The following is an 18,675-nucleotide window of genomic DNA, read 5'->3' on the forward strand; positions in this document are numbered from 1 at the left end:
GGACCAACGGGTCGGGGCTGAGTGCCCCTCGCCCGGCCAGCAATCCGCCCGCACCAGAAAATTCCCCTGCCCCGCCAAAGACAGCGGGTCATTCCTCGCGGGATCAATTTTCTGCCACGGCCGCATTCTCCGCTGCGCTGCGATCCTTGCGGATGCAAACCGGTCGCCGCCGGTCCTGTTATCGCCCCATCCAAATCGGGTCAGATCAAACAGAGGAACCAAAGATGCCACAGCAATCAGAAACCAACCCAGAGGGTATCGGCCAAACCTCAGCCATTCTCGATCACCTTGCCCTACATGGCGCAAAGCCAGGGCCCGGTGAAACCGATCATCGCCCCCTGCCCCAGCCAGATCAGGTTGAACTCGCCATGACGACGCTTTTTGAGACCACCATCGGCCTGCTTAATGACAGCCAGTTGGAAGACAATCTCGAAGAGATGCTCTGGTCACTCACCTCCCTCTTTCATCGCCGCCTCACCCACATCCAAAAGCGTCTTGATGACAATGAATTCGAGGTCCGCGAAAGCATGGCCTGCCAGGACGGCTCAGAGGTCGCCTCGGTCGAGCTGGAACGCCTGCAGATGATCGGGCTGAAACTCTGGGACCATCGTGACGCCTTCGAGCAAATGCGCGATCTGGCCTGTGACCACTTTTCCGCCGCAACAGGTTCGCCCTGGATGCCCCGTGCCGGATCGCGGGTGTCGCACAAGGGTCTGACATCTGCAGTCGTGGACAGTCGGGCCTTCCTGTCAGCCAAGCGACGCAAAGAGACCGAAGTGCATTGTCCCGAAGGCACCCGCATTGCCTTCTCCGGCGGGGACTATCAGGCCTATGATCTGATCTGGGCCGTCCTTGATGCCACCCATCAGAAATACCCCGATATGGTTCTCTTGCACGGCGGCACGCCCAAAGGTGCAGAGATGATTGCCGCGAGCTGGGCAAATACGCGCGGCGTGACGCAGGTGGTGTTCAAACCCGACTGGAAGAGCCACGGAAAGGCAGCCCCCTTCAAGCGCAATGACAAGATGTTGGATACGATGCCTCAAGGGCTGATCGCGACGCCTGGGTCAGGCATCACTGAGAATATCGTCGATAAGGCGCGCAAGCTGGGTATTCGGGTCAAACGGATCGGGGCTTAGGCCCATCCATCCCCATGTACCTGAAAGACGCTGATCAAAACTGATGAACTGATCAAAAATTCCTCCGATTCGACAATTAGATGTTTAGACAACCAATAGGGGCTCGTGTTCCAGTCTCCACAATATATTGCGGTCAGCCAATCAAAAAGCAATATTTCCTAAATTAACAACCCCTTAGGGCGAAGTTTCGCCCGCCTCTCAAGATGGAAACTCTCTTTCGAAACTAGCTGAGCGCAAAAAATTGTTGCTTGGGGATAACTTGCGTGTCATGAGTTCAGTTGTCGCAACTCATCGTAAATCACGCGCTTTAGCGACGAAACACAAATGATCCACTAAGAGGTCGTGAGGGCAGTATGAATTCGAACGCAAACATCGCGCAAACCAACTCTATCGCAGCATCGATTGCTTCGAATGCGGACCGCTTGTCGAAAGCGCTTAACAATCATATGCGCAATAGCTTTCAGCCCGATAGTAGAAAAGCGCTCCGCAAGTTTCATCCTGCTGAAGTCTCTGAACTTACAGGCATCAGCATGTCCAACCTCAGGACTCGCCATCAGGAGGGCGATTTCCCTGACGTAGAGACTGATACCAGAGGTCGCAGGCTCTACTCAGCCGAAGAGATCGATCAAATCCGCCATGTCATGGCCAAAACTGGTCGAAACGGTGAGACATATCTTCCTGGACGACGCGAGAACGACACCCTTCAAGTCATTTCAATCGTGAATTTCAAAGGCGGCTCCAGTAAAACGACAAGTGCCATCCACTTGGCCCAACGCTACGCGTTGCGCGGCTATCGCGTATTGGCAATCGACATGGACCCACAAGCCAGCCTGACCACAATGTTTGGCTATCGACCTGAGATCGAGTTTGCAGAAAGCGGCACTATCTACGATGCCCTCAAGTACGAAGACCCGGTTCCGCTTAGCCAAGTCGTTCGAAAGACCTATTTTCACAACCTTGACCTCGCTCCGGCGGGTCTCTTGTTATCAGAGTACGAAACCGAAACGGCCTACGCACTTCAGCACAAGATTGACCCGCCCTTCACTCAGCGCCTTGCGATCGCGTTGGACGAAGTTGAGGCGGACTATGACCTGGTCATCATCGATTGCCCGCCACAGCTGGGCTTTACAACGATGACCGCTCTGTTGGCATCAACAGGCCTTTTGATAACGGTCGTTCCAAGCATGTTGGATGTAGCTTCCATGGCCCAATTCCTTGAAATGGCAGGGGAAACCGTCCAAACGCTTGAAGAAGCGGCGGGGCCTATCGATTGGAACTTTCTTAAGTTCTTGATCGCCCGATATGAACCGACAGATGTGCCTCAATCACAGATGGCGGGCTTTCTCAGATCCATCCTCCTAGACCAAGTTTTGACCACGCCAATGCTCAAATCTACCGCAATCTCAGACGCGGGAATGACCCAGCAAACCATTTACGAACTGGAACCTTCGCAAGTTGTGAAGAAGACGCTCGTTCGCATCATGGAAAGCGTGAACGGCGTCGCAGATGAGTTCGAGAAGACAATTCAGCAAGCGTGGGGAAGGGAAACTAACTAATGGCGCGTAGAAACCTATTCCAACCCCCTCCCCCACCAGATGCGGACAGCACTGTGGCACCGTCGGCAGAACAAAAGGCACGTTTTCCGAATACGGGCGCTATGAGCGGCGTGAAATCCACTTTGAAAGATGTTGCGAGCAACGCGGTGCGGGAAATTCCCGTCGATGTTATCGAAGAGAACGGCCCCAAAGACCGTCTCTCGTTCACTGATACGGATGTCGTAACGCTCGCTGAGAGCATCAAGGTGCACGGACAACAAGTACCGATTATGGTGCGTCCCATCGCGGACAAACCAGGACATTACAAGATTGTCTATGGTCGCCGCAGATTGCGGGCTCTGCGATCTCTTGGCATCCCTGCAAAGGCACTTGTTAGGACTCTTTCCGACGAAGAGGCTATTCTCGCACAGGGCCAAGAGAACACCCAGCGTTTGGACCCAAGCTTCATTGAAAAAGCGCTCTTTGCGGCTGAACTGGCCACTAGCGGCTACGAGCAGGCCATCATTCTTGATGCCCTCGCAGTGGACAAGCCAATGCTATCGCGCATGACAAAAGTTGCACGATCCATTCCAAAGTCAGTCATTGAACAGATTGGTTCTGCCCATGGTATTGGACGGAGGCGTTGGGAAGAGCTCGCGGATCAGTCCCGCAGCGATAGCGTCGATCTTGAGCAGATTGCCGCATCGCTTGGACTCGACCTCGCCATGACCTCCGACGATCGCTTTGGATTGATCAGTGCCGCGATAACTCAGGCGCTCAAATCTAAAGCGACTGACAGGCCAATCGCCTCCCCTACTTTATCCATCAAACACCCCGATGGAACGGCTTTGGCTGAGGTGAAGGAAACGGCGCGCGCTTTGACGTTTAAGCTGTCGAAGTCTGATGCCCCAGAATTTGCCCAGTGGATGCGTAACAACGCAGAAACTGAGCTTACGCGTCTCTATGAGGCGTGGCAGTCAGAACAAACGCCTGACTGATAATATCGAGCAGTAACACTAAAAAAGGAGCACGACCAACAACCCAAAAAAGAAAGAGCCCCCCAAGGTTTCCCTAGGAGAGCCCAATCTGTTCTTTGCACTTTCAGATTTACCAGCTTCTCCGTGCCAGTCAACAACAACCGATTCGGTTGCCGATGATTTGCGGCCTTTTTTCTGATTTTCAGAGATATTGGTGCCTTTCACATCAGGTTGTCGTGAAAAAACATGGCATTTACCAAAACAACTGCACCCAACGGGATGCGGACCAGTGAAATATTGTCCGCGGACAATTCCATTCCAGAGCGTCACATAGTCGTAGCAACACTTCGCAATGCAGCTCCGCGCCTGGGCCTAAGCGCATCTGTAATTTCAACACTTGATGCAATGCTTTCGTGCCTCGCACCAAAGCGCAATCACCACACGGTGTTTGCATCCAACGCAACACTTACGTTTCGACGCAATGGCATTTCAGACCGGACGATCAGACGCCATGCTGCAACATTGCAAGAAATAGGGTTGCTCATTCGTCGTGACAGTCCAAATCGGAAGCGTTTCACCAAACACAACAACCACGAAGGCAAGGCTTTACGGTTTGGATTCGACCTATCGCCACTATTTAGCCGCCTCCACGAGATTGCAGCTATGGCCGCCGAAGTTCTAAGAGAACGAGAGCAGATCGATTACCTAAGGGCCAAAATTCGCGCTGCCGCCAATGCAAGCCTGGTACAGAACCCCCACGATGAGACAGCCTTGAACATATTCCGTACCCTCCGTCGCAAATTGACGCTCCAGGACTGTGTACGCATCCTCTCAGAGCTAACAATTGCCGAAGTTGAAGCTGAGGCAACAGATGATCAAACTACCATTTTGACAACAAATTTGACCGCCAGTGCCGGTCAAATTGTCCGGCACCATCATAAGTCAAATAAAGAACATATTGATAAAGAGAAGGTCGCTCTAAAAAAAGAAACACCCGATGCAATTTCAGAGACACCAATTACTGTTTTAGAATTGCTAGCCGCTTGCCCGGAAGCTGGCCAATATTCACTGAGAAGGATCGAAACAGTTCATGATGTGGTAGCTCACGCTAGAACGCTCGCTCCGATGATAGGGATCTCCAGCCAAAGCTATGAAGCAGCGCACTTGCGACTTGGTGCATTAAGGGCAGCTGCAACAGTTTGGGCGATTATACAATTCCATGATAAAATTAAGACGGTCGGTGCTTACTTCCGCTCAATCACTACTGGCTCAAAAAGCGAAGGATTTAGTCCTGAAAGGCTAGTTCGTCGTCTTGCTGTTGCTCAAGGTTATGCCGCGTAAGTCAAAATTGTCCGCGGACAATTATCCACCAATGACATCATATAACCAACCTTCGTGAGAACAGCGGCTCACTCAATATCGCCAGGATTAAAGCCCTGCGGCCTTCGTCAAGTTCACCCGGAACCTATCGCGTCGACGTTGATAGCGGCGGGTCATCTCGGCCGAGGCGTGGCCAAGATGCTTCTGGACATACCGCTCATCAACTTCAGCGGAACTGGCAAGACCGGCACGCAGGGAGTGGCCGGAGAACAAGGCGAGGCGGTCTTTCTCGGGCAGCTCAGATCGAATGCCAGATTTCAGGATTGTGGACTTGATCAGGCGAGCGACGTGTTTGTCGTTAAGCCGTGCTTCCAGTGCCTTCTCGCCATCGCGTGAGGTCCGCACGAACACAGCTCCAAAGTTGATCTTTGCAAAGTGCAGCCATTGTTCCAGCGCATGCACCGGGCAGGTTTGCTCAGACGACCCACGACCGATTTCCACCTCGCGCCAACCAGTCTTGGCATTGAGCGTGAGCAGGGCGCCACCCCCATCTTTGCCATCCATGATTTCGATCCAACCACCAGACTCCTGGGTGTCGTCTTTGTGGACATCAAGGCTCACAATCTCGGATCGCCGCAACCCGCCAGCATAACCTAGCAGTAGGATGGCCCGATCCCGCAAACCGCGCAGATCGTAGGGCAGGGTCGCCACCATCGCGAGGATGTCGTCACTAAGGATCGCTTCCTTCTGCACCGGCGGGCGGGCATGTTTGCGCTTGATCCCGGCCAGCACCGTCGCGATGTGCCGGTTCTTGCGATCGAGGGTGAACCCCCGCTGCGCGTAGTTCCACGCGAGGCCTGAGAGCCGGCGGTCGATGGTGCTGACCGATAGGGCAGGGGAGGGGACAGAGCCGGACGCCAGGTCCGCGAGATAGAGCCCGATCATCTCTGGGGAGGGCGGCAGTGGTTCCGTACCCTTCATCCGGCACCAGCGCGTGAAATGCCCCCAGTCCTTGGTATAGGCTTTCAGCGTGTTCTCCGAGGCCGCTGCGCGCGCGTAGTCGCGGGCGGTTTCCACAAGGCGGTCAAGTGCGCCGGAGCCGGCCACAGAGGAAGGAAGTGCGAGAGCCTCACTGGGCCCTGCGTCGCTCTCGTTGTCCTCGTTGATTGAAGACCCGTTTGCTGACTCTGAGCTCGATTTCTCGGTGTTTTCTGCCATGTCGTGGAGCATATCTTTTTATGTCCGATAATGCAACATTATTGGACATATCAAAGAGCTGTAAGGTGGGGCGGTTTGAGTGGTATTTACTGGAATTAAGCGCCGTGGCGAGTTAGTGTCTCGGCATGACCTATCAGCCCGCAACTGTCTCTGACGACGTGAACACTCTACCCAAGCTGCCGGGCTGGGTCACCTCTGGACGTGCCGAAACCCTTGAAACTGTGGCATTTCGGTCTGGAGCAGCGCTCACGGTATTAAATCAACTGGTCAGCGATCCGTCCCAAGGCGTGCCTCTTAAACTGCTGGCCAACCAGCTTGCACTACGAGCGGCCACGGCGACGTCTAAACTCGAAGGCCGTCTTGCCCGAGAGGCTGATATCCGCGACGCTTACCACTTGGCACCGCCCGGAGAGGCACGCGGCCCCGATGGTGATATCTTGGCGTTTTGGCGAGATGCGGCGCGTCTCAAATTGACGGGGCGGGACTGGCACGACGGTGTGCAAAGCTTGGTTGGCGCGGCGTTTGCCGATGATGTCTTGAGGGTGATAGGGGTTGGTGCCGATTGCGCAAAATCCCATGGACCGTTGGCGGGATGTATTGCCGTGATGCGCGCGGTTCTGGAAATGGATGATCGGGCGGAGCAGATCGCCTGTCTGCTCTCGGATATTGTCCTTGCGCGGGCATTGAACTGGATGTCACTGCTGCCTGTCACGGCACAAGACCTTACGAAAAAGATGTTGCGCGACCTGATTGAAGAAGGGCAGGGGGCGGATCTGAAAGTTCAGGCGCGCCTGTTGATGTCTATCGAAGATACGATCCGCTTGGCGCGCGATCTGGCAGCGCGGGCGACTTTGCTGCAGGCCGCGGCTCCGAAGCTGCGCGCCAAAGGATCTGATGCGGCCGTCGCGTTGTTCCTTACTGAAGATGCGATTGGGCCTTCAATGATGCTGTCACCAACAATCCAGGGCAGCACCATTCCGATGACCGATCGCGCTGCGCGCCGGTTTTGTGATCGGCTCGTCGAACTGGGCGTCGCGCGTGAGCTCACTGGACGGGCTACGTTCCGGCTGTATGGGATTGTGCGATGACCCGCACCGCCATAACCTCCGAAGCCAAACAAAAGCACACAAGACCGAAGGAGGCCGGACGCGAAGGCGTCTTTGACCGTGAGCTTGAAGATCTGCCGCAAGAGCTGCGCTGGCGCGAATGGATGGGGCGGATCGAGGCGGTTCTGTTTGCCAGTGGCACGCCGGTTGGCCATGACGACTTGGCACGCGTGGTGGGGCAGGGGGCCTCGGTTGAGATGCTGATTGAGGATATTAAGACGGAGTTGATTGGTCGGCCTTATGAACTGGCGCAGGTTGCTGGAGGATGGATGTTCCGGACCAAGACGCAGTTTGCAGATGTGATCAAGGCGGCGGCAGACCTTGGCGACCAGTCGATGGCCTTCACTGAGATGGAGATGGGCGTGCTCTGCGCGATCGCCTATCATCAGCCGATTGATCGGGCAGGGCTGAAGGACATCTTTGGCAAAGACGTGAGCCGCGATCTGCTCGCGCGGCTCCGCTTCAAGGAGCTGATTGCCAGTGGACCAAGGGCTCCACGCGCGGGCGCGCCACATACATTTGTCACGACTGAGACGTTTCTGGTGACGTTCGATTTGGAGACACTGCGGGACTTACCAGAGTTGGATTTGGCTGTTGCAGACAATGGTGAGCAGTAAGTTTAATTTGATCCAGGGCCAGATAGATCAAGGTAAACTTAGTCAATGGAAAACGCTGAAACCTTTGGGCATAATCCGGCCATTGATGCAGCCGCAATTCTGGCTCATTTGTAAGAGCTATTCCGTCAGGTTTTTATGGTCATTTGTATCTGTGTGGGCTAAGATTTTCCCATAAACGAGGAGAAAATCAGGTGGCACGCGGCGAACTCATGAAAAAACTTCTGGCCAGTTATGGCCAAGAGGATGCGTTTCGTGCAGTCGCCGAACAGATCATCGGTGAGGAAGAAAAGAAGAAAAACAACGTCCTGGCACGGACCTTGAGAAAGACGCTCGAGAATCTTGGGCACAGCGTTCCGGCCAAAGGGCTTGCCCCTCTCATCCCCTTTCCCGATGAAGCCAGTGAGTTTATTCAGCGCATTGAGCCAAACCGGACTGCGCAAGACATCTTAATGTCGACAGAGAACGTACGGCTTTTTACTGGGCTTTTGCGTGAATTCCGGAAATCCGACCAGATCAAACAGCATGGTTTACCTGTGCGCTCAAAGCTTCTGTTTTGTGGACCGCCTGGCTGCGGCAAGACACTTTGTGCTGAGGTCTTCGCACATGAGCTGGGGTTACCTCTCTTTGTTGTGCAACTTGATCGTCTGATGTCATCCTATCTTGGCGAGACTGCCACAAACATTCGCAAGATTTTTGAGTTTGCCCGCCGTCAACCCTGCGTCCTGTTTCTCGACGAATTTGATGCGATTGCGCGGTCACGCGACGACGGTGGGGAACACAGCGAGTTGCGCCGCGTTGTGAATAGTCTTCTTCTCTTCATTGATCAGATACAACCAAGCGGTTTCTTGTTGGCTGCGACCAACCTTGATCAATCTCTCGACCCGGCTGTCTGGCGTCGGTTTGATGAGGTCGTTTGGTTTGACGCACCTGATGAGAGAATGACAAGGAAGTTTCTGACCAACGCTTTCAAAAACGTCAAAGCTGACTTCGTTCCGGCAGAACAGGCCTCTACGGTCAAAGGCTATTCCTACGCTGAACTCGATAAGATTTGCACCCAATCCATTAAGCTCTCAATTTTGGGACGCGCTAAGACTGTGTCTCTTCGTCATTTCAACATTGCCGTTGATGATGCCAAACGTCGCGCAAAGCGTACTGAACGGCTCGGCACCTAAATCTCGGTAAGTACCCTTGCCCCAGTATGATCATTTGCCGCTTGTTCGGTTGCCAGAAAATCTTGATCGACGCAAAACCGGTCGCCCTCCGCCCAAGCCGGGCAGAACGCAAGGACATGGGACAGGGGTAAGCGCTGAGGTCGACGACGCGATCCAGACGCAGCGCTTGCAAAGACCGGTAGAATTCGTAGATCCGTCCCTGATCCTCAAGGTTGAGATGAATGGGATGTCGATGGAGGACGACTGGGAAGGTGTTGGGCTTCGCTTGCTCTCAAGCGACGATGATAACACCTTGGTGCTGTTTTCCTCAACCGAGGAACTGACAGAATTCCGCAGAAAGCTTGCAGCTTACGCGGGCCCAAAACCCGCTGGTCAAAAAGACCGCAGTTTTGCGGGGTTTATTGACCGGATCGAAAGCGTATCCACGCTTGAGCCAAGGGATCGGCTTGGCATCCGCCTGCTCGAGCGCGGCTTCACCGGCGCTACAGATTTTCAGGACAACGAAATCTATCTTGTGGACATTGAGCTTTGGGACTTTGCAGGTGCACCGGCTCGTCGCCGCAAGGCCGAAGAAATCGGGGCCTTTGTTGAGGCCCGCAACGGAGAGGTTTTCGACACCTACGTGGGGCCGTCCCTGACCATCATGCGGGTCCAAGCGCCAGGACAAGCCCTGCGACCGGTATTGTCTGTGCCTGAGGTCGCACTAATCGACCACCCCCCCGAGCCAGATCTTGAGGCGCAGCCTGTCGTTGAAATGGCGCTTGAAGACCTTCCCGCTGCTGAACCAGTGTCACCCGATGCGCCAATCGTTGCTGTGCTTGACAGCGGTATCAATGCGCATCCACTGCTGGAAGATGTCCTCATTGCATCTGAAACTTTCGATACAGGCCTTTCAGCAGCAGATATCTGGGGTCACGGGACCAAAGTCGGTGGGGCGGCAGTCTTTGGCGATCTGAGAGACCAAATAGCAAGCGGGCAGCTTCGGAAGTCAGTGCGGTTGGTTTCCGCAAAAATTATCACAGACGACGGGCAGTTCTATGACCGGCGAACACTGCCAAATCTAATGCGGACGGTCTTCCGGGGTCTCAACGAACGGTATGGTTGCAGGATCTTTGTCTTGTCGCTTGGGGACAAGAAATCTTGGTTTGAGCGCGGACGGGTCGGACCTTGGGCTATGACACTGGACGAACTTGCACGTGAGCTTGATGTTCTGGTGTTTGTGTCAGCAGGTAACCGGTCTCCCCGTGGTGGCAATGTAGTTGAGCAAGGTGTCACTCAGTACCCTCAGTACCTTCTCGAAGAAGCCAACCGCATTTTCGAGCCTTCAGGAGCCGCAAACGTAGTGACTGTCGGTTCGCTTTCTCATGGGAGCGGACTTGCTGCACAGCACAGGGATGATGCACATGTGCGTGCGATCACGGCGGGCCCAAATGAGCCGTCCCCCTTTACCCGGGCCGGTCCCGGAGCTGGGGGCATTACGAAGCCCGATTTTTCTGATTTAGGCGGTACGATGCTGTTTAGCGCGGTCACACGGTCGCTCCAATCGGCTCCCATTGTGCCGGAAGCTGGTATTACCACGCTCAACCATGACTTCGTTCGGCAGCTCTTTACGTCCGCAAGTGGGACCTCGATTGCGACCCCTCTTCTTGCACGCAAGGCGGCCTTGTTGCTGCAGCGTTTCCCGGAAGCGTCAGCCAATCTCGTTCGCGCGCTCTTAGCAGGTGCCGCTTCCTTTCCAGATGAAATGACTACGCGGCTTCAGGCGATGGACGCCTTGGAAACGGCTTCTGTCGTAGGTAACGGCTTGGTCGATCCTGTCAAAGCGGTCTATTCGGATGATCATCGCGTTATCTACTTTGCCGAAGATCAACTCGATATCGATAAGTTCGCAATCTACCGCATTCCTATTCCTGTGGAATTTCAGACCGGTGGCAAGCGGACCATCCGCATCTCTTTGGCCTATGATCCCCCGGTGCGCAGAACACGCGCTGACTATCTGGGCACAAAGATGGATTTTCGACTCATCCGCGGTTGCCCTGTTGATCACATCTCAAATTTCTTCCGCAGCCATGCCGGACAGGAAAGTACGCATCCTGACATGCCGCCAAGATACGATTGTGATCTGAAGCCTAGCAAGACGCAACGTGGTGGCAACACGCTGCAAACTGGCTCAATCACCTTCACCAAAGACACCTTGGACTATGGCAATGAATATCACCTTGTCGTCAGGTGTATGGGGGGCTGGGCAACAGATGAGCTGCGCCAAAGGTTTGCTATCGTGGTTGAACTTGAACACCAAATTGGTGTTCAGCTCTATGCGCGGCTTCGTCCTCGTCTGCGGACGTGATCTGTACCCTTTTGGTCAAAACATGGTTACCCTGTAACCGGCCTCAGGTGGCCGAAGGCATCTGTAAGATTAAGGATCAAGTCTCAACAGTGATGTCGGCCACATTCAATTTTTACGACGGAATCTCGATCAATACCTGTCATCCCGAGCCTTAAACTTGCGAGCTGGCTGCTTATGCTTCAGCATGGAATGCATGATGACGGCGAGTTTGCGAGCAACGGCGACCGCCGCCCGCTTGAAGCCAAGGCGGTCGCGCAATTGAAGCCCCCAGGTTTTTAGATCACTGACCGTTTCGGCTCGAGTCCTCGTAAGCAACGAGGTCGCAGCCTCGTAGAGGAGCCCACGCAATCGTTGATCCCCCCTTCGAGAGATGTGGCCGTTAAAATCCATCTCTCCCGATTGGTATCGGCGTGTGGTGAGGCCAAGCCATGCGCCGACAGATCGGGACTTCGGAAAGTTCCTCGGGTCTTCGATAGCGGCCACATAGGAAACTGCTGTGATCGCCCCGATGCCTGGTATCGTCATGAGCAAACGCGTGCTTTGGCACTGTCGCGCCGCCAACAAGAGCTGGCGGCTGAGCGTAGACGCCCGCTCCCTGACAGCTTGCCAAGCTTCGAGCAGCGGATAGATGATCCCTTTCAACTCGATATGTCCGTCCAGTAGATCGTTAACCTTTTCTATGAACACCCGGCCTTTGCTCTTGGGCACGACAAGACCGAAAGTCTTCATCAAACCACGGATCTGATTGGTCAATTGTGTCGTGATGGCCAGGAGTTGCGTGCGGGCTGCAACCAATGACCGGATCAGCATCGCTTCGAACGACTTGACCCTAACAGCCTTATAGAAGCCGGTTTCGGCAAGTTTGGCCAATCCCTCAGCATCGTTTGCATCGGTCTTGTTCAACGTCTCACCCAGATGAGAACGTCAGTGCAAAAGTGAGCCACGGAAGTGGCGGGATAGTCTTGCTGCGGGCAGAGTAAAACTTTGCCACTTTGGCCCTTTCTGTTTTCAGGGAGGGCGGGGGTATTTTCAGCGTGGAACTTTACAGGAAGGTGCGCCTCGCGCGTCGTGGGGGCATGAGTGAACGTGCGGCAGCGAGCCATTTCGGGATATCGCGTGCGAGCGTGAAGAAGATGATGATGTTCTCGGTCCCGCCCGGCTACCAGCGCACGGCGGATATCAAGCGGCCCAAGCTCGATGGTTTCACGGGCTTCATTGATCAATGGCTGCAAGACGATCTGAAGCGTCCCCGCAAACAGCGCCACACCGCCAAGCGCATCTTTGAACGGCTGCGCGACGAGCACCAGTTTCAAGGCGGTTACACGACGGTAAAGAACTATGTCCGCGAACATGGGCGGCGCAGTCGGGAGATGTTTGTGCCGTTGGCACACGCCCCTGGCAACGCCCAGGCGGATTTCGGCGAAGCTATGGTTGTGATCGGCGGGGTGGAGCAAAAGGCGCATTTCTTTGCGCTGGATCTACCATTCAGTGATGCCTGCTTTGTGCGGGCCTATCCAGCAGCAGTCTCCGAGGCCTGGGTCGATGGCCATGTCCACGCCTTTGCCTTCTTTGGCCGTGTCCCGCTGTCGGTTCTCTACGACAACGACCGATGCCTTGTTGCGAAGATCCTGCCGGACGGATCGCGCAAGCGGACCAAACTGTTTAGCGGGCTGCTGTCACATTACTTCATCCATGATCGTTATGGCCGTCCCGGCAAGGGCAACGATAAAGGCGCCGTCGAGGGTCTTGTCGGATATGCACGGCGCAACTTCATGGTGCCCATCCCTCAGTTTGCGACATGGGAGGCGTTCAATCTTTGGCTGGAAGATAAATGCCGCAAGCGCCAAGCGGATGTCTTGCGCGGGCATAGCGACAACATCGGGCAACGTCTGGCCCGCGATCTTGATGCAATGATGGACCTGCCAGCGTCTCCATTTGATGCTTGTGACCAGGCCAGCGGCCAGGTGAACGCACAATCCCTGGTGCGCTACAAAACCAATGATTACTCGGTGCCGGTTGCCTATGGCCACCGTGACGTCTGGATCCGGGGCTATGTCGATCAGGTTGTCATCGGCTGTGGTGGTGATGTGATTGCGCGCCACCCCCGGTGCTGGGACCGCGAAGACATGGTCTTTGATCCTGTCCACTATCTGCCGCTGCTGGAGCAAAAGACAGGGGCTCTGGATCAGGCTGCCCCATTGGTGGCATGGGAACTGCCAGAGGAATTTGCGACCCTGCGCCGCCTGATGGAAGCCCGGATGATCAAGGCCGGTCGGCGCGAGTATGTGCAGGTCTTGCGGTTGCTGGAAACGTTCGAGATGGCCGACCTGAATGTCGCCGTCAAAAATGCGCTGCGTATGGGGACGATTGGGTTTGACGCCATCAAGCATCTTGTCTTGTGCCAGGTCGAGAAACGGCCACCCAAACTGGATCTGGATGTCTATCCGTATCTGCCAAAGGCCAATGTTGGCACGACGTCAGCGGCCAGCTACATGTCGCTGATGAAGCGGGGGAAAGCGGCATGACACAAGCGCCGCAAATTCTACTGGACCATCGGCTCAAATCTCTCCGCTTGCCAACGGTGCTGCGGGAATATGGCAAGCTGGCCCGCCAATGCGCCACAGAGGGACATGACCATGTTCAGTTCCTCGCACGTTTGGTCGAATTGGAAATGATCGACCGTGAAAGGCGGATGATCGAACGACGCATCAAGGCGGCCAAGTTCCCGGCCGTCAAAAGCCTGGACAGCTTCGAGTTCAAGGCGATCCCGGCTTTGAACAAGATGCAGGTGCTGGAGCTGGCGCGTTGCGAATGGATTGACCGGCGTGAGAATGTTATCGCACTCGGCCCCTCAGGCACTGGCAAGACTCATGTCGCCTTGGGCCTTGGTCTGTCGGCATGCCAGAAAGGCTTGGCTGTTGGTTTTGTCACCGCCGCAGCGCTGGTCCATGAACTGATGGAAGCGCGTGATGAACGCAGGCTCCTGCGGCTTCAAAAGCAGATGGTGGGTTACAGGCTGCTGATCATCGACGAACTGGGCTTTGTGCCGCTGAGCAAAACCGGGGCTGAGCTGTTGTTCGAGCTGATCTCCCAACGTTACGAGCGCGGCTCCACGCTGATTACTAGCAATCTACCATTCGATGAATGGACTGAGACCTTTGGATCAGAACGCTTGACCGGCGCACTGCTCGACCGCCTGACCCACCACGTCAACATCCTTGAGATGAATGGCGAAAGTTACCGCCTTGGACAAAGCAAGGCGCGGCAGGCCGCCCGCGAAACCTAAACCACAATCAGCACCAATTGGCCCTGACGGGCCAAAGCATCCGGGCAACCTCCAGCTAAATGACAAGCGCGGTTGCCCGGATGCTAGCGCGTGACCGCACACTCATCACGCCACCTTCAAAGTGGCAACATTTTGCGCTGCCCTTTGGTCCAATTTTGCTCTGCCGTTGACATCATGGGGGGCATTCTGCCCGGACTGATGATGGCGGCACTCCTTTCCGCGACCGTGATCATCCAGGTCCTCATGAAACCCGAGATCGCACCGCGCATCACCCAGAGGGTTAGCTTTGCTGAGCGCGTCAGTACAAGTGCCCAAGCCATTCCAACGATCCTGATTGCCGTGATGATCATCGTCTCGCTTTATGTCGGCATTGCGACACCCTCTGAAACCGGGGCCTTCGGTGCCGCGGCGGCGGTTCTGGTTGCCCTTGTCATGGGCCGTTTGCGCGGAGGAGTCATGCAGAAGGCATTACAAAAAACCGTCCGCACCACAGGAATGTTCATGCTCTTGCTGGTCGGCGGTCTTTTCAGTTCCTTCGTCCTGACCCGGCTGGGCGTGCCACAGGACGTATCAAATTACCTGACCGGGCTGGATGTCGAACCATGGGTCATCATCGTGATGATCAACATCCTTCTTTTGATCATGGGGATGTTCCTCGATCCGCTGAGCATTCTGGTTATCGTGGTGCCGATCTTCCTCGAAACCGTGGTGGGCCTTGGATATGATCCGATCTGGTTTGGCGTTATCGTCACCATCCAGATCGAGATTGCGGCGATTACCCCGCCGGTCGGTCTAAACCTCTTCGTGCTGCGCACTGTCGTTCCTGACCTGTCGCTTTCGGATACGGCACGCGGGGCACTCATCTTTGTCTTGCCGATGCTTCTGGGGATCGTGCTGCTGATGATTTTTCCTCAGATTGCGCTCTGGCTCCCAAGTGTAATGTTCTGAGCTTGGGGGGCCGGTCTCACACCTGCAAGCAGCCCGAGGCGTCACCACAAGACGTTCTCTATGCTGTACGCGCGTCGCGGGTATTGTCACATTCATCGGCCATGGGCTGCCGGTGTAGCAATGTCGGCGTAGCTGGTGCTGATGCAAACTCAGAACATCAGTTATAAGCGTCACCGGTTTCCGCCCAAGATCAATTCTTGTGTTGTCTGGCTCCACGCCCGGTTCAACTTGAACCTGCGCGAGGTCGAGGAAATGATGCTGGCATGGGGCGTGGACGTTTCGTACGAGACCAAACGGCTCTGGACCGTCAAGGCCGGGTCCCTGATCGGCCACGTTTTGTGGCGACGGTAGTCACTCCCCGGCGAAGTATGGGATTTAGACGAAGTCGCCGTGAAGATCGCAGGCTAGGCTCTGGACTTCGGTAACGGGGACGTCTCAGTCAAGCGCTTTTCGACATAGGCATCCGACCGCCTAGCCGCGGATTTGATCACAGTTTCTTTTCTATGCCGTTCTGCTATCTTCGCTGCCTTCGTCTGAGATCACCCCGGGTGCATGCTTCGGTCCGTCGTCAGCGCGATTGGCTGCCAACATGATGCTGTTTCAAATGCAATTCCGATGTGCCCATCTCATAGGCGTGCTCGATCTTGATCGGCAACAGTTCGGAGCACAGCATTATCGGAACACCACGTCCCTGCCGAACCTAAAGAGCCTGTCATCAGGCAGGGAACGGGTTGCGATCAGGTCGTCATCGCAGCCTCCATTTGGAATGTCGTGTCGTCGACCGACATGCGAAGACGGATAGTATCGGGCCGAATGTCGCCAACTTCACAGAGGCTATCATGCGTAATCGTAAGCACCCCGAACAGGGCGACCGGAGCTGTCTGAGTGTCATCCGGCTGTCCGACAAGTTTGGTGCTGCCCACCTTGGTGCTGCCTGCCGCCGCGCGCTCGAGATAAACGCCCGCTCTTACTTGCCACTTTGTAAATGCTGGATCAAAAAATCCCCAAAAGTGCTGTCGCAAAAATCCCCATCTTTCGGGTACAGCCATCACCCATCCCAACATCAGTGGCACCGATTATTTCCATTGAAAGGACCACAATGTTTGCGGCTGGTTCTCCAGACCGTCCGAGACACGCGCGTTGCAGGGCGTCAGCTTTTGTTTCCAACCGCGCGGATTGTCGTGGTGTAGTTGAAATCGGCTCCAGCAAGTCCACGCTGGCCCGCGTCCTCGTCGTGCTGGAGGTTCCTGGCGCGACGAAGCTTTTCGGTGAGGGCATGTCGGGGTCTGCCGCCGGTACGGCGCGACATCCAGCTGGTTTTTCAGGAACCCTACCTCTGCGACACTGTGATTAACATGTACGGCGGCAAGGTGGTCGAGCGCGGAGCGACGGCCAATGTGCTTGACGAACCGAAGGACGACTATCCCAAGACGCTCATCTCGTCCGTGCCATGCCTGACGCGGTAGGGACGGGGCCAACCGTGAAGCCGGCCCCGCGATGTGTCACTGGGCTGGCGTCCACGGGCGGTTGTAGGCGTCGACGCGCCAGTCGCCATGGTCGATGAATCGGGGAACGGACCCTGTTTCAAGCGCGGTGGCGGCTGTGTTCAGCGCCCCAGAGGTGGTCTCTGGCCAGATGCCAGTCGTCACCCGATCGGCTAGGATTTCGACGATCACGCTGCTTTCCGCCGCCATAAACTCGCAGTGACCGGTGCCCTGAACAAGCGCCTGACGATAGAGGTCGGTGGTCCCGGCCTGTTCGACAAGTTCCTCGTAGCCCTGCATCAGAGAGTAGGGGATCGCCCAATCGCCTAACATGTGGATGCGGATGGCGGGAACTTCGAGCTCTCCGGTCGTGGTGCGGCCATCCGCAGCCCAAAAGTCGAGCGCATAATCGGACGCCGCGATCCTTGGTTCCGCATTGATGGTCGCAATGTCCGCCTGAAGGTCCAGCCCGGCCTCATCATAAAGCGCCTCAACCAACTGTTTCATAGCGGGCGCTGCATTGGCGTAGAACGCGGCATAGTCGACGCTCTCGTTACTCGACAACTGTTGGCCAGAGGCCGCGTTTTCGAACAACAGCCGCGAGGTACCGCCAACGTTGCTGGCATTGCGCATCGCCGATTTCAGGACCATGTCGGCCATCGCTGCCGTGTCGGCCGTGTCGGGCAGGTCGGTGCCTTCGACCAACCACGGCGACCACTGGCCGAGTGCAAAGGCCAGTGCCAGCCGGGCACGGCCTTCGGATGTCTTGCCCGCGTTCTCGATCGCGCTTTTCCATGCCGCGCGGATGGCGTCGAGGTTGCGGTCGCCGCCCGCACCGGCATTGGGCAGCCCGACCACTGTCAGTTCTGAGGCCTGCCCCAGCCCCTGTGCTTCGAAGTCAGCCCCAAGCAGGGTCTTCATCGCGAACCAGCCGTCAAGAAAGCTGTTCATGATCCAGACCGGGGTATGCGCAGCAAGCACGACAGAACCGTCGATCTTGTCGGGGTAGACTTCCGCAGAGGCGAGACTGTCGAGACCGCCGCCGGAACATCCGTACTGAAGGACCATGTCCGGCTCGCGCTCGAGTTTGGTGAACGTGTCTTGCACGGTTTCGAGGTTCAGGATCTCGCGCTGCGGATCGTACTGCCAGAGCCGCAGTGGATGGCGGGCCAGACCGGCGAAGGCATAGCCGCGCGCCAACAGATCGTCGTAACGCGGGGCGTAGCCAGGAACATGGATGAAGCTAGCGAAATCAAGGTCGCGTAGCAGCCGTCCGTTCCAGTTTGCGGGGACACGGATAAGCCAGGACGTACCATCGGGCAATACACCGCTGTGCTCTCTGAACGACGTCTTGTCCTGCGCCATGGCGGGGGCGGCAAGGCCAGCCACCAGGGCTAGGCAGAGCGCCCTAGTTCTGGCCTGCGTGCGCAGGTCGGTCGGATATGAAATTCGTGACATGGTGTTCCTCCAGATTGTGTTCATGGATGTTCGTGACATGGTGTTCCTCCAGATTGTGTTCATGGATG

Annotated in this window: 14 protein-coding genes and 1 pseudogene; 11 read left to right on the forward strand and 4 right to left on the reverse strand. The window is 55.8% G+C overall.

The window, feature by feature from the left end; all coding sequences use genetic code 11:
- The first annotated feature begins 224 nt into the window (after positions 1 to 224).
- The 4 genes from GGE09_RS22345 (at position 225) to repC (ending at position 4,992) form a co-directional block, all read left to right on the forward strand.
- Positions 225 to 1,139, forward strand: a complete 915-nt coding sequence (locus GGE09_RS22345) for a DUF2493 domain-containing protein (RefSeq protein WP_064224181.1) — start codon at positions 225 to 227, stop codon at positions 1,137 to 1,139.
- A 353-nt stretch (positions 1,140 to 1,492) separates the two neighbouring features.
- The gene (gene repA / locus GGE09_RS22350) at positions 1,493 to 2,695 is read left to right on the forward strand and encodes a plasmid partitioning protein RepA (RefSeq protein ID WP_064224182.1); all 1,203 of its coding nucleotides are present in this window, start codon (positions 1,493 to 1,495) and stop codon (positions 2,693 to 2,695) included.
- Positions 2,695 to 3,672 (forward strand): plasmid partitioning protein RepB, encoded by a 978-nt coding sequence (gene repB, locus GGE09_RS22355; protein WP_064224183.1) that lies wholly within the window; start codon positions 2,695 to 2,697, stop codon positions 3,670 to 3,672. The genes repA and repB overlap by 1 nt, the downstream gene beginning before the upstream one ends.
- Positions 3,673 to 3,897: 225 nt before the next feature.
- The gene (gene repC / locus GGE09_RS22360; protein WP_064224184.1) at positions 3,898 to 4,992 is read left to right on the forward strand and encodes a plasmid replication protein RepC; all 1,095 of its coding nucleotides are present in this window, start codon (positions 3,898 to 3,900) and stop codon (positions 4,990 to 4,992) included.
- 87 nt (positions 4,993 to 5,079) lie between these two features.
- On the opposite strand, the gene GGE09_RS22365 is transcribed toward repC, so the two are convergent.
- The gene (locus GGE09_RS22365) at positions 5,080 to 6,189 is read right to left on the reverse strand and encodes a tyrosine-type recombinase/integrase (RefSeq protein ID WP_064224185.1); all 1,110 of its coding nucleotides are present in this window, start codon (positions 6,187 to 6,189) and stop codon (positions 5,080 to 5,082) included.
- A 125-nt stretch (positions 6,190 to 6,314) separates the two neighbouring features.
- Between GGE09_RS22365 and GGE09_RS22370 the strand changes: the two genes are divergently transcribed.
- The 4 genes from GGE09_RS22370 (at position 6,315) to GGE09_RS22385 (ending at position 11,431) form a co-directional block, all read left to right on the forward strand.
- Entirely contained in the window at positions 6,315 to 7,277 is a 963-nt protein-coding gene (locus tag GGE09_RS22370; RefSeq protein ID WP_064224186.1) for a DUF1403 family protein, read from the forward strand.
- 122 nt (positions 7,278 to 7,399) lie between these two features.
- Positions 7,400 to 7,912, forward strand: a complete 513-nt coding sequence (locus tag GGE09_RS22375) for an SMC-Scp complex subunit ScpB (protein WP_235602403.1) — start codon at positions 7,400 to 7,402, stop codon at positions 7,910 to 7,912.
- A 191-nt stretch (positions 7,913 to 8,103) separates the two neighbouring features.
- A complete protein-coding gene (locus tag GGE09_RS22380) occupies positions 8,104 to 9,084 on the forward strand; it encodes an AAA family ATPase (RefSeq protein WP_064224187.1) in 981 nt (326 codons plus the stop codon).
- 16 nt (positions 9,085 to 9,100) lie between these two features.
- The gene (locus tag GGE09_RS22385; RefSeq protein ID WP_235602401.1) at positions 9,101 to 11,431 is read left to right on the forward strand and encodes a S8 family peptidase; all 2,331 of its coding nucleotides are present in this window, start codon (positions 9,101 to 9,103) and stop codon (positions 11,429 to 11,431) included.
- Between the two features lie 129 nt (positions 11,432 to 11,560).
- Here GGE09_RS22385 and GGE09_RS22390 read toward each other — a convergent pair.
- A pseudogene (locus tag GGE09_RS22390) lies at positions 11,561 to 12,355 on the reverse strand (IS110 family transposase); the annotation flags it as partial.
- 152 nt (positions 12,356 to 12,507) lie between these two features.
- On the opposite strand from GGE09_RS22390, the gene istA reads away from it, so the two are divergent.
- From istA to GGE09_RS22405, 3 genes are all read left to right on the forward strand, one after another.
- Positions 12,508 to 13,956, forward strand: coding sequence for an IS21 family transposase (istA, locus tag GGE09_RS22395; RefSeq protein ID WP_082894785.1), 1,449 nt, complete (start codon positions 12,508 to 12,510; stop codon positions 13,954 to 13,956).
- Complete coding sequence (gene istB / locus GGE09_RS22400) at positions 13,953 to 14,717, forward strand: IS21-like element helper ATPase IstB (RefSeq protein WP_064224188.1); 765 nt, start codon at positions 13,953 to 13,955, stop codon at positions 14,715 to 14,717. Before istA ends, istB begins: the two co-directional genes overlap by 4 nt.
- A gap of 174 nt (positions 14,718 to 14,891) precedes the next feature.
- Complete coding sequence (locus tag GGE09_RS22405) at positions 14,892 to 15,665, forward strand: TRAP transporter large permease subunit (protein WP_082899426.1); 774 nt, start codon at positions 14,892 to 14,894, stop codon at positions 15,663 to 15,665.
- Between the two features lie 737 nt (positions 15,666 to 16,402).
- On the opposite strand, the gene GGE09_RS22410 is transcribed toward GGE09_RS22405, so the two are convergent.
- The gene (locus GGE09_RS22410; RefSeq protein WP_128910920.1) at positions 16,403 to 16,714 is read right to left on the reverse strand and encodes a hypothetical protein; all 312 of its coding nucleotides are present in this window, start codon (positions 16,712 to 16,714) and stop codon (positions 16,403 to 16,405) included.
- Positions 16,715 to 17,167: 453 nt separating this feature from the next.
- Complete coding sequence (locus GGE09_RS22415; RefSeq protein ID WP_309748285.1) at positions 17,168 to 18,670, reverse strand: hypothetical protein; 1,503 nt, start codon at positions 18,668 to 18,670, stop codon at positions 17,168 to 17,170.
- Between the last annotated feature and the right edge of the window lie 5 nt (positions 18,671 to 18,675).

Source organism: Roseobacter sp. N2S (assembly GCF_031454055.1).
Lineage (GTDB): Bacteria > Pseudomonadota > Alphaproteobacteria > Rhodobacterales > Rhodobacteraceae > Amylibacter.

Bases quoted from the DNA above. Each gene is read 5' to 3' on its own strand.
- GGE09_RS22345 (WP_064224181.1), top strand. From the start codon at position 225: ATGCCACAGCAATCAGAAACCAACCCAGAGGGTATCGGCCAAACCTCA.
- repA (WP_064224182.1), top strand. From the start codon at position 1,493: ATGAATTCGAACGCAAACATCGCGCAAACCAACTCTATCGCAGCATCG.
- repB (WP_064224183.1), top strand. From the start codon at position 2,695: ATGGCGCGTAGAAACCTATTCCAACCCCCTCCCCCACCAGATGCGGAC.
- repC (WP_064224184.1), top strand. From the start codon at position 3,898: ATGGCATTTACCAAAACAACTGCACCCAACGGGATGCGGACCAGTGAA.
- GGE09_RS22365 (WP_064224185.1), bottom strand. From the start codon at position 6,189: ATGGCAGAAAACACCGAGAAATCGAGCTCAGAGTCAGCAAACGGGTCT.
- GGE09_RS22370 (WP_064224186.1), top strand. From the start codon at position 6,315: ATGACCTATCAGCCCGCAACTGTCTCTGACGACGTGAACACTCTACCC.
- GGE09_RS22375 (WP_235602403.1), top strand. From the start codon at position 7,400: ATGGGGCGGATCGAGGCGGTTCTGTTTGCCAGTGGCACGCCGGTTGGC.
- istA (WP_082894785.1), top strand. From the start codon at position 12,508: ATGAGTGAACGTGCGGCAGCGAGCCATTTCGGGATATCGCGTGCGAGC.
- istB (WP_064224188.1), top strand. From the start codon at position 13,953: ATGACACAAGCGCCGCAAATTCTACTGGACCATCGGCTCAAATCTCTC.
- GGE09_RS22405 (WP_082899426.1), top strand. From the start codon at position 14,892: ATGGGGGGCATTCTGCCCGGACTGATGATGGCGGCACTCCTTTCCGCG.
- GGE09_RS22410 (WP_128910920.1), bottom strand. From the start codon at position 16,714: ATGGCTGTACCCGAAAGATGGGGATTTTTGCGACAGCACTTTTGGGGA.
- GGE09_RS22415 (WP_309748285.1), bottom strand. From the start codon at position 18,670: ATGAACACAATCTGGAGGAACACCATGTCACGAACATCCATGAACACA.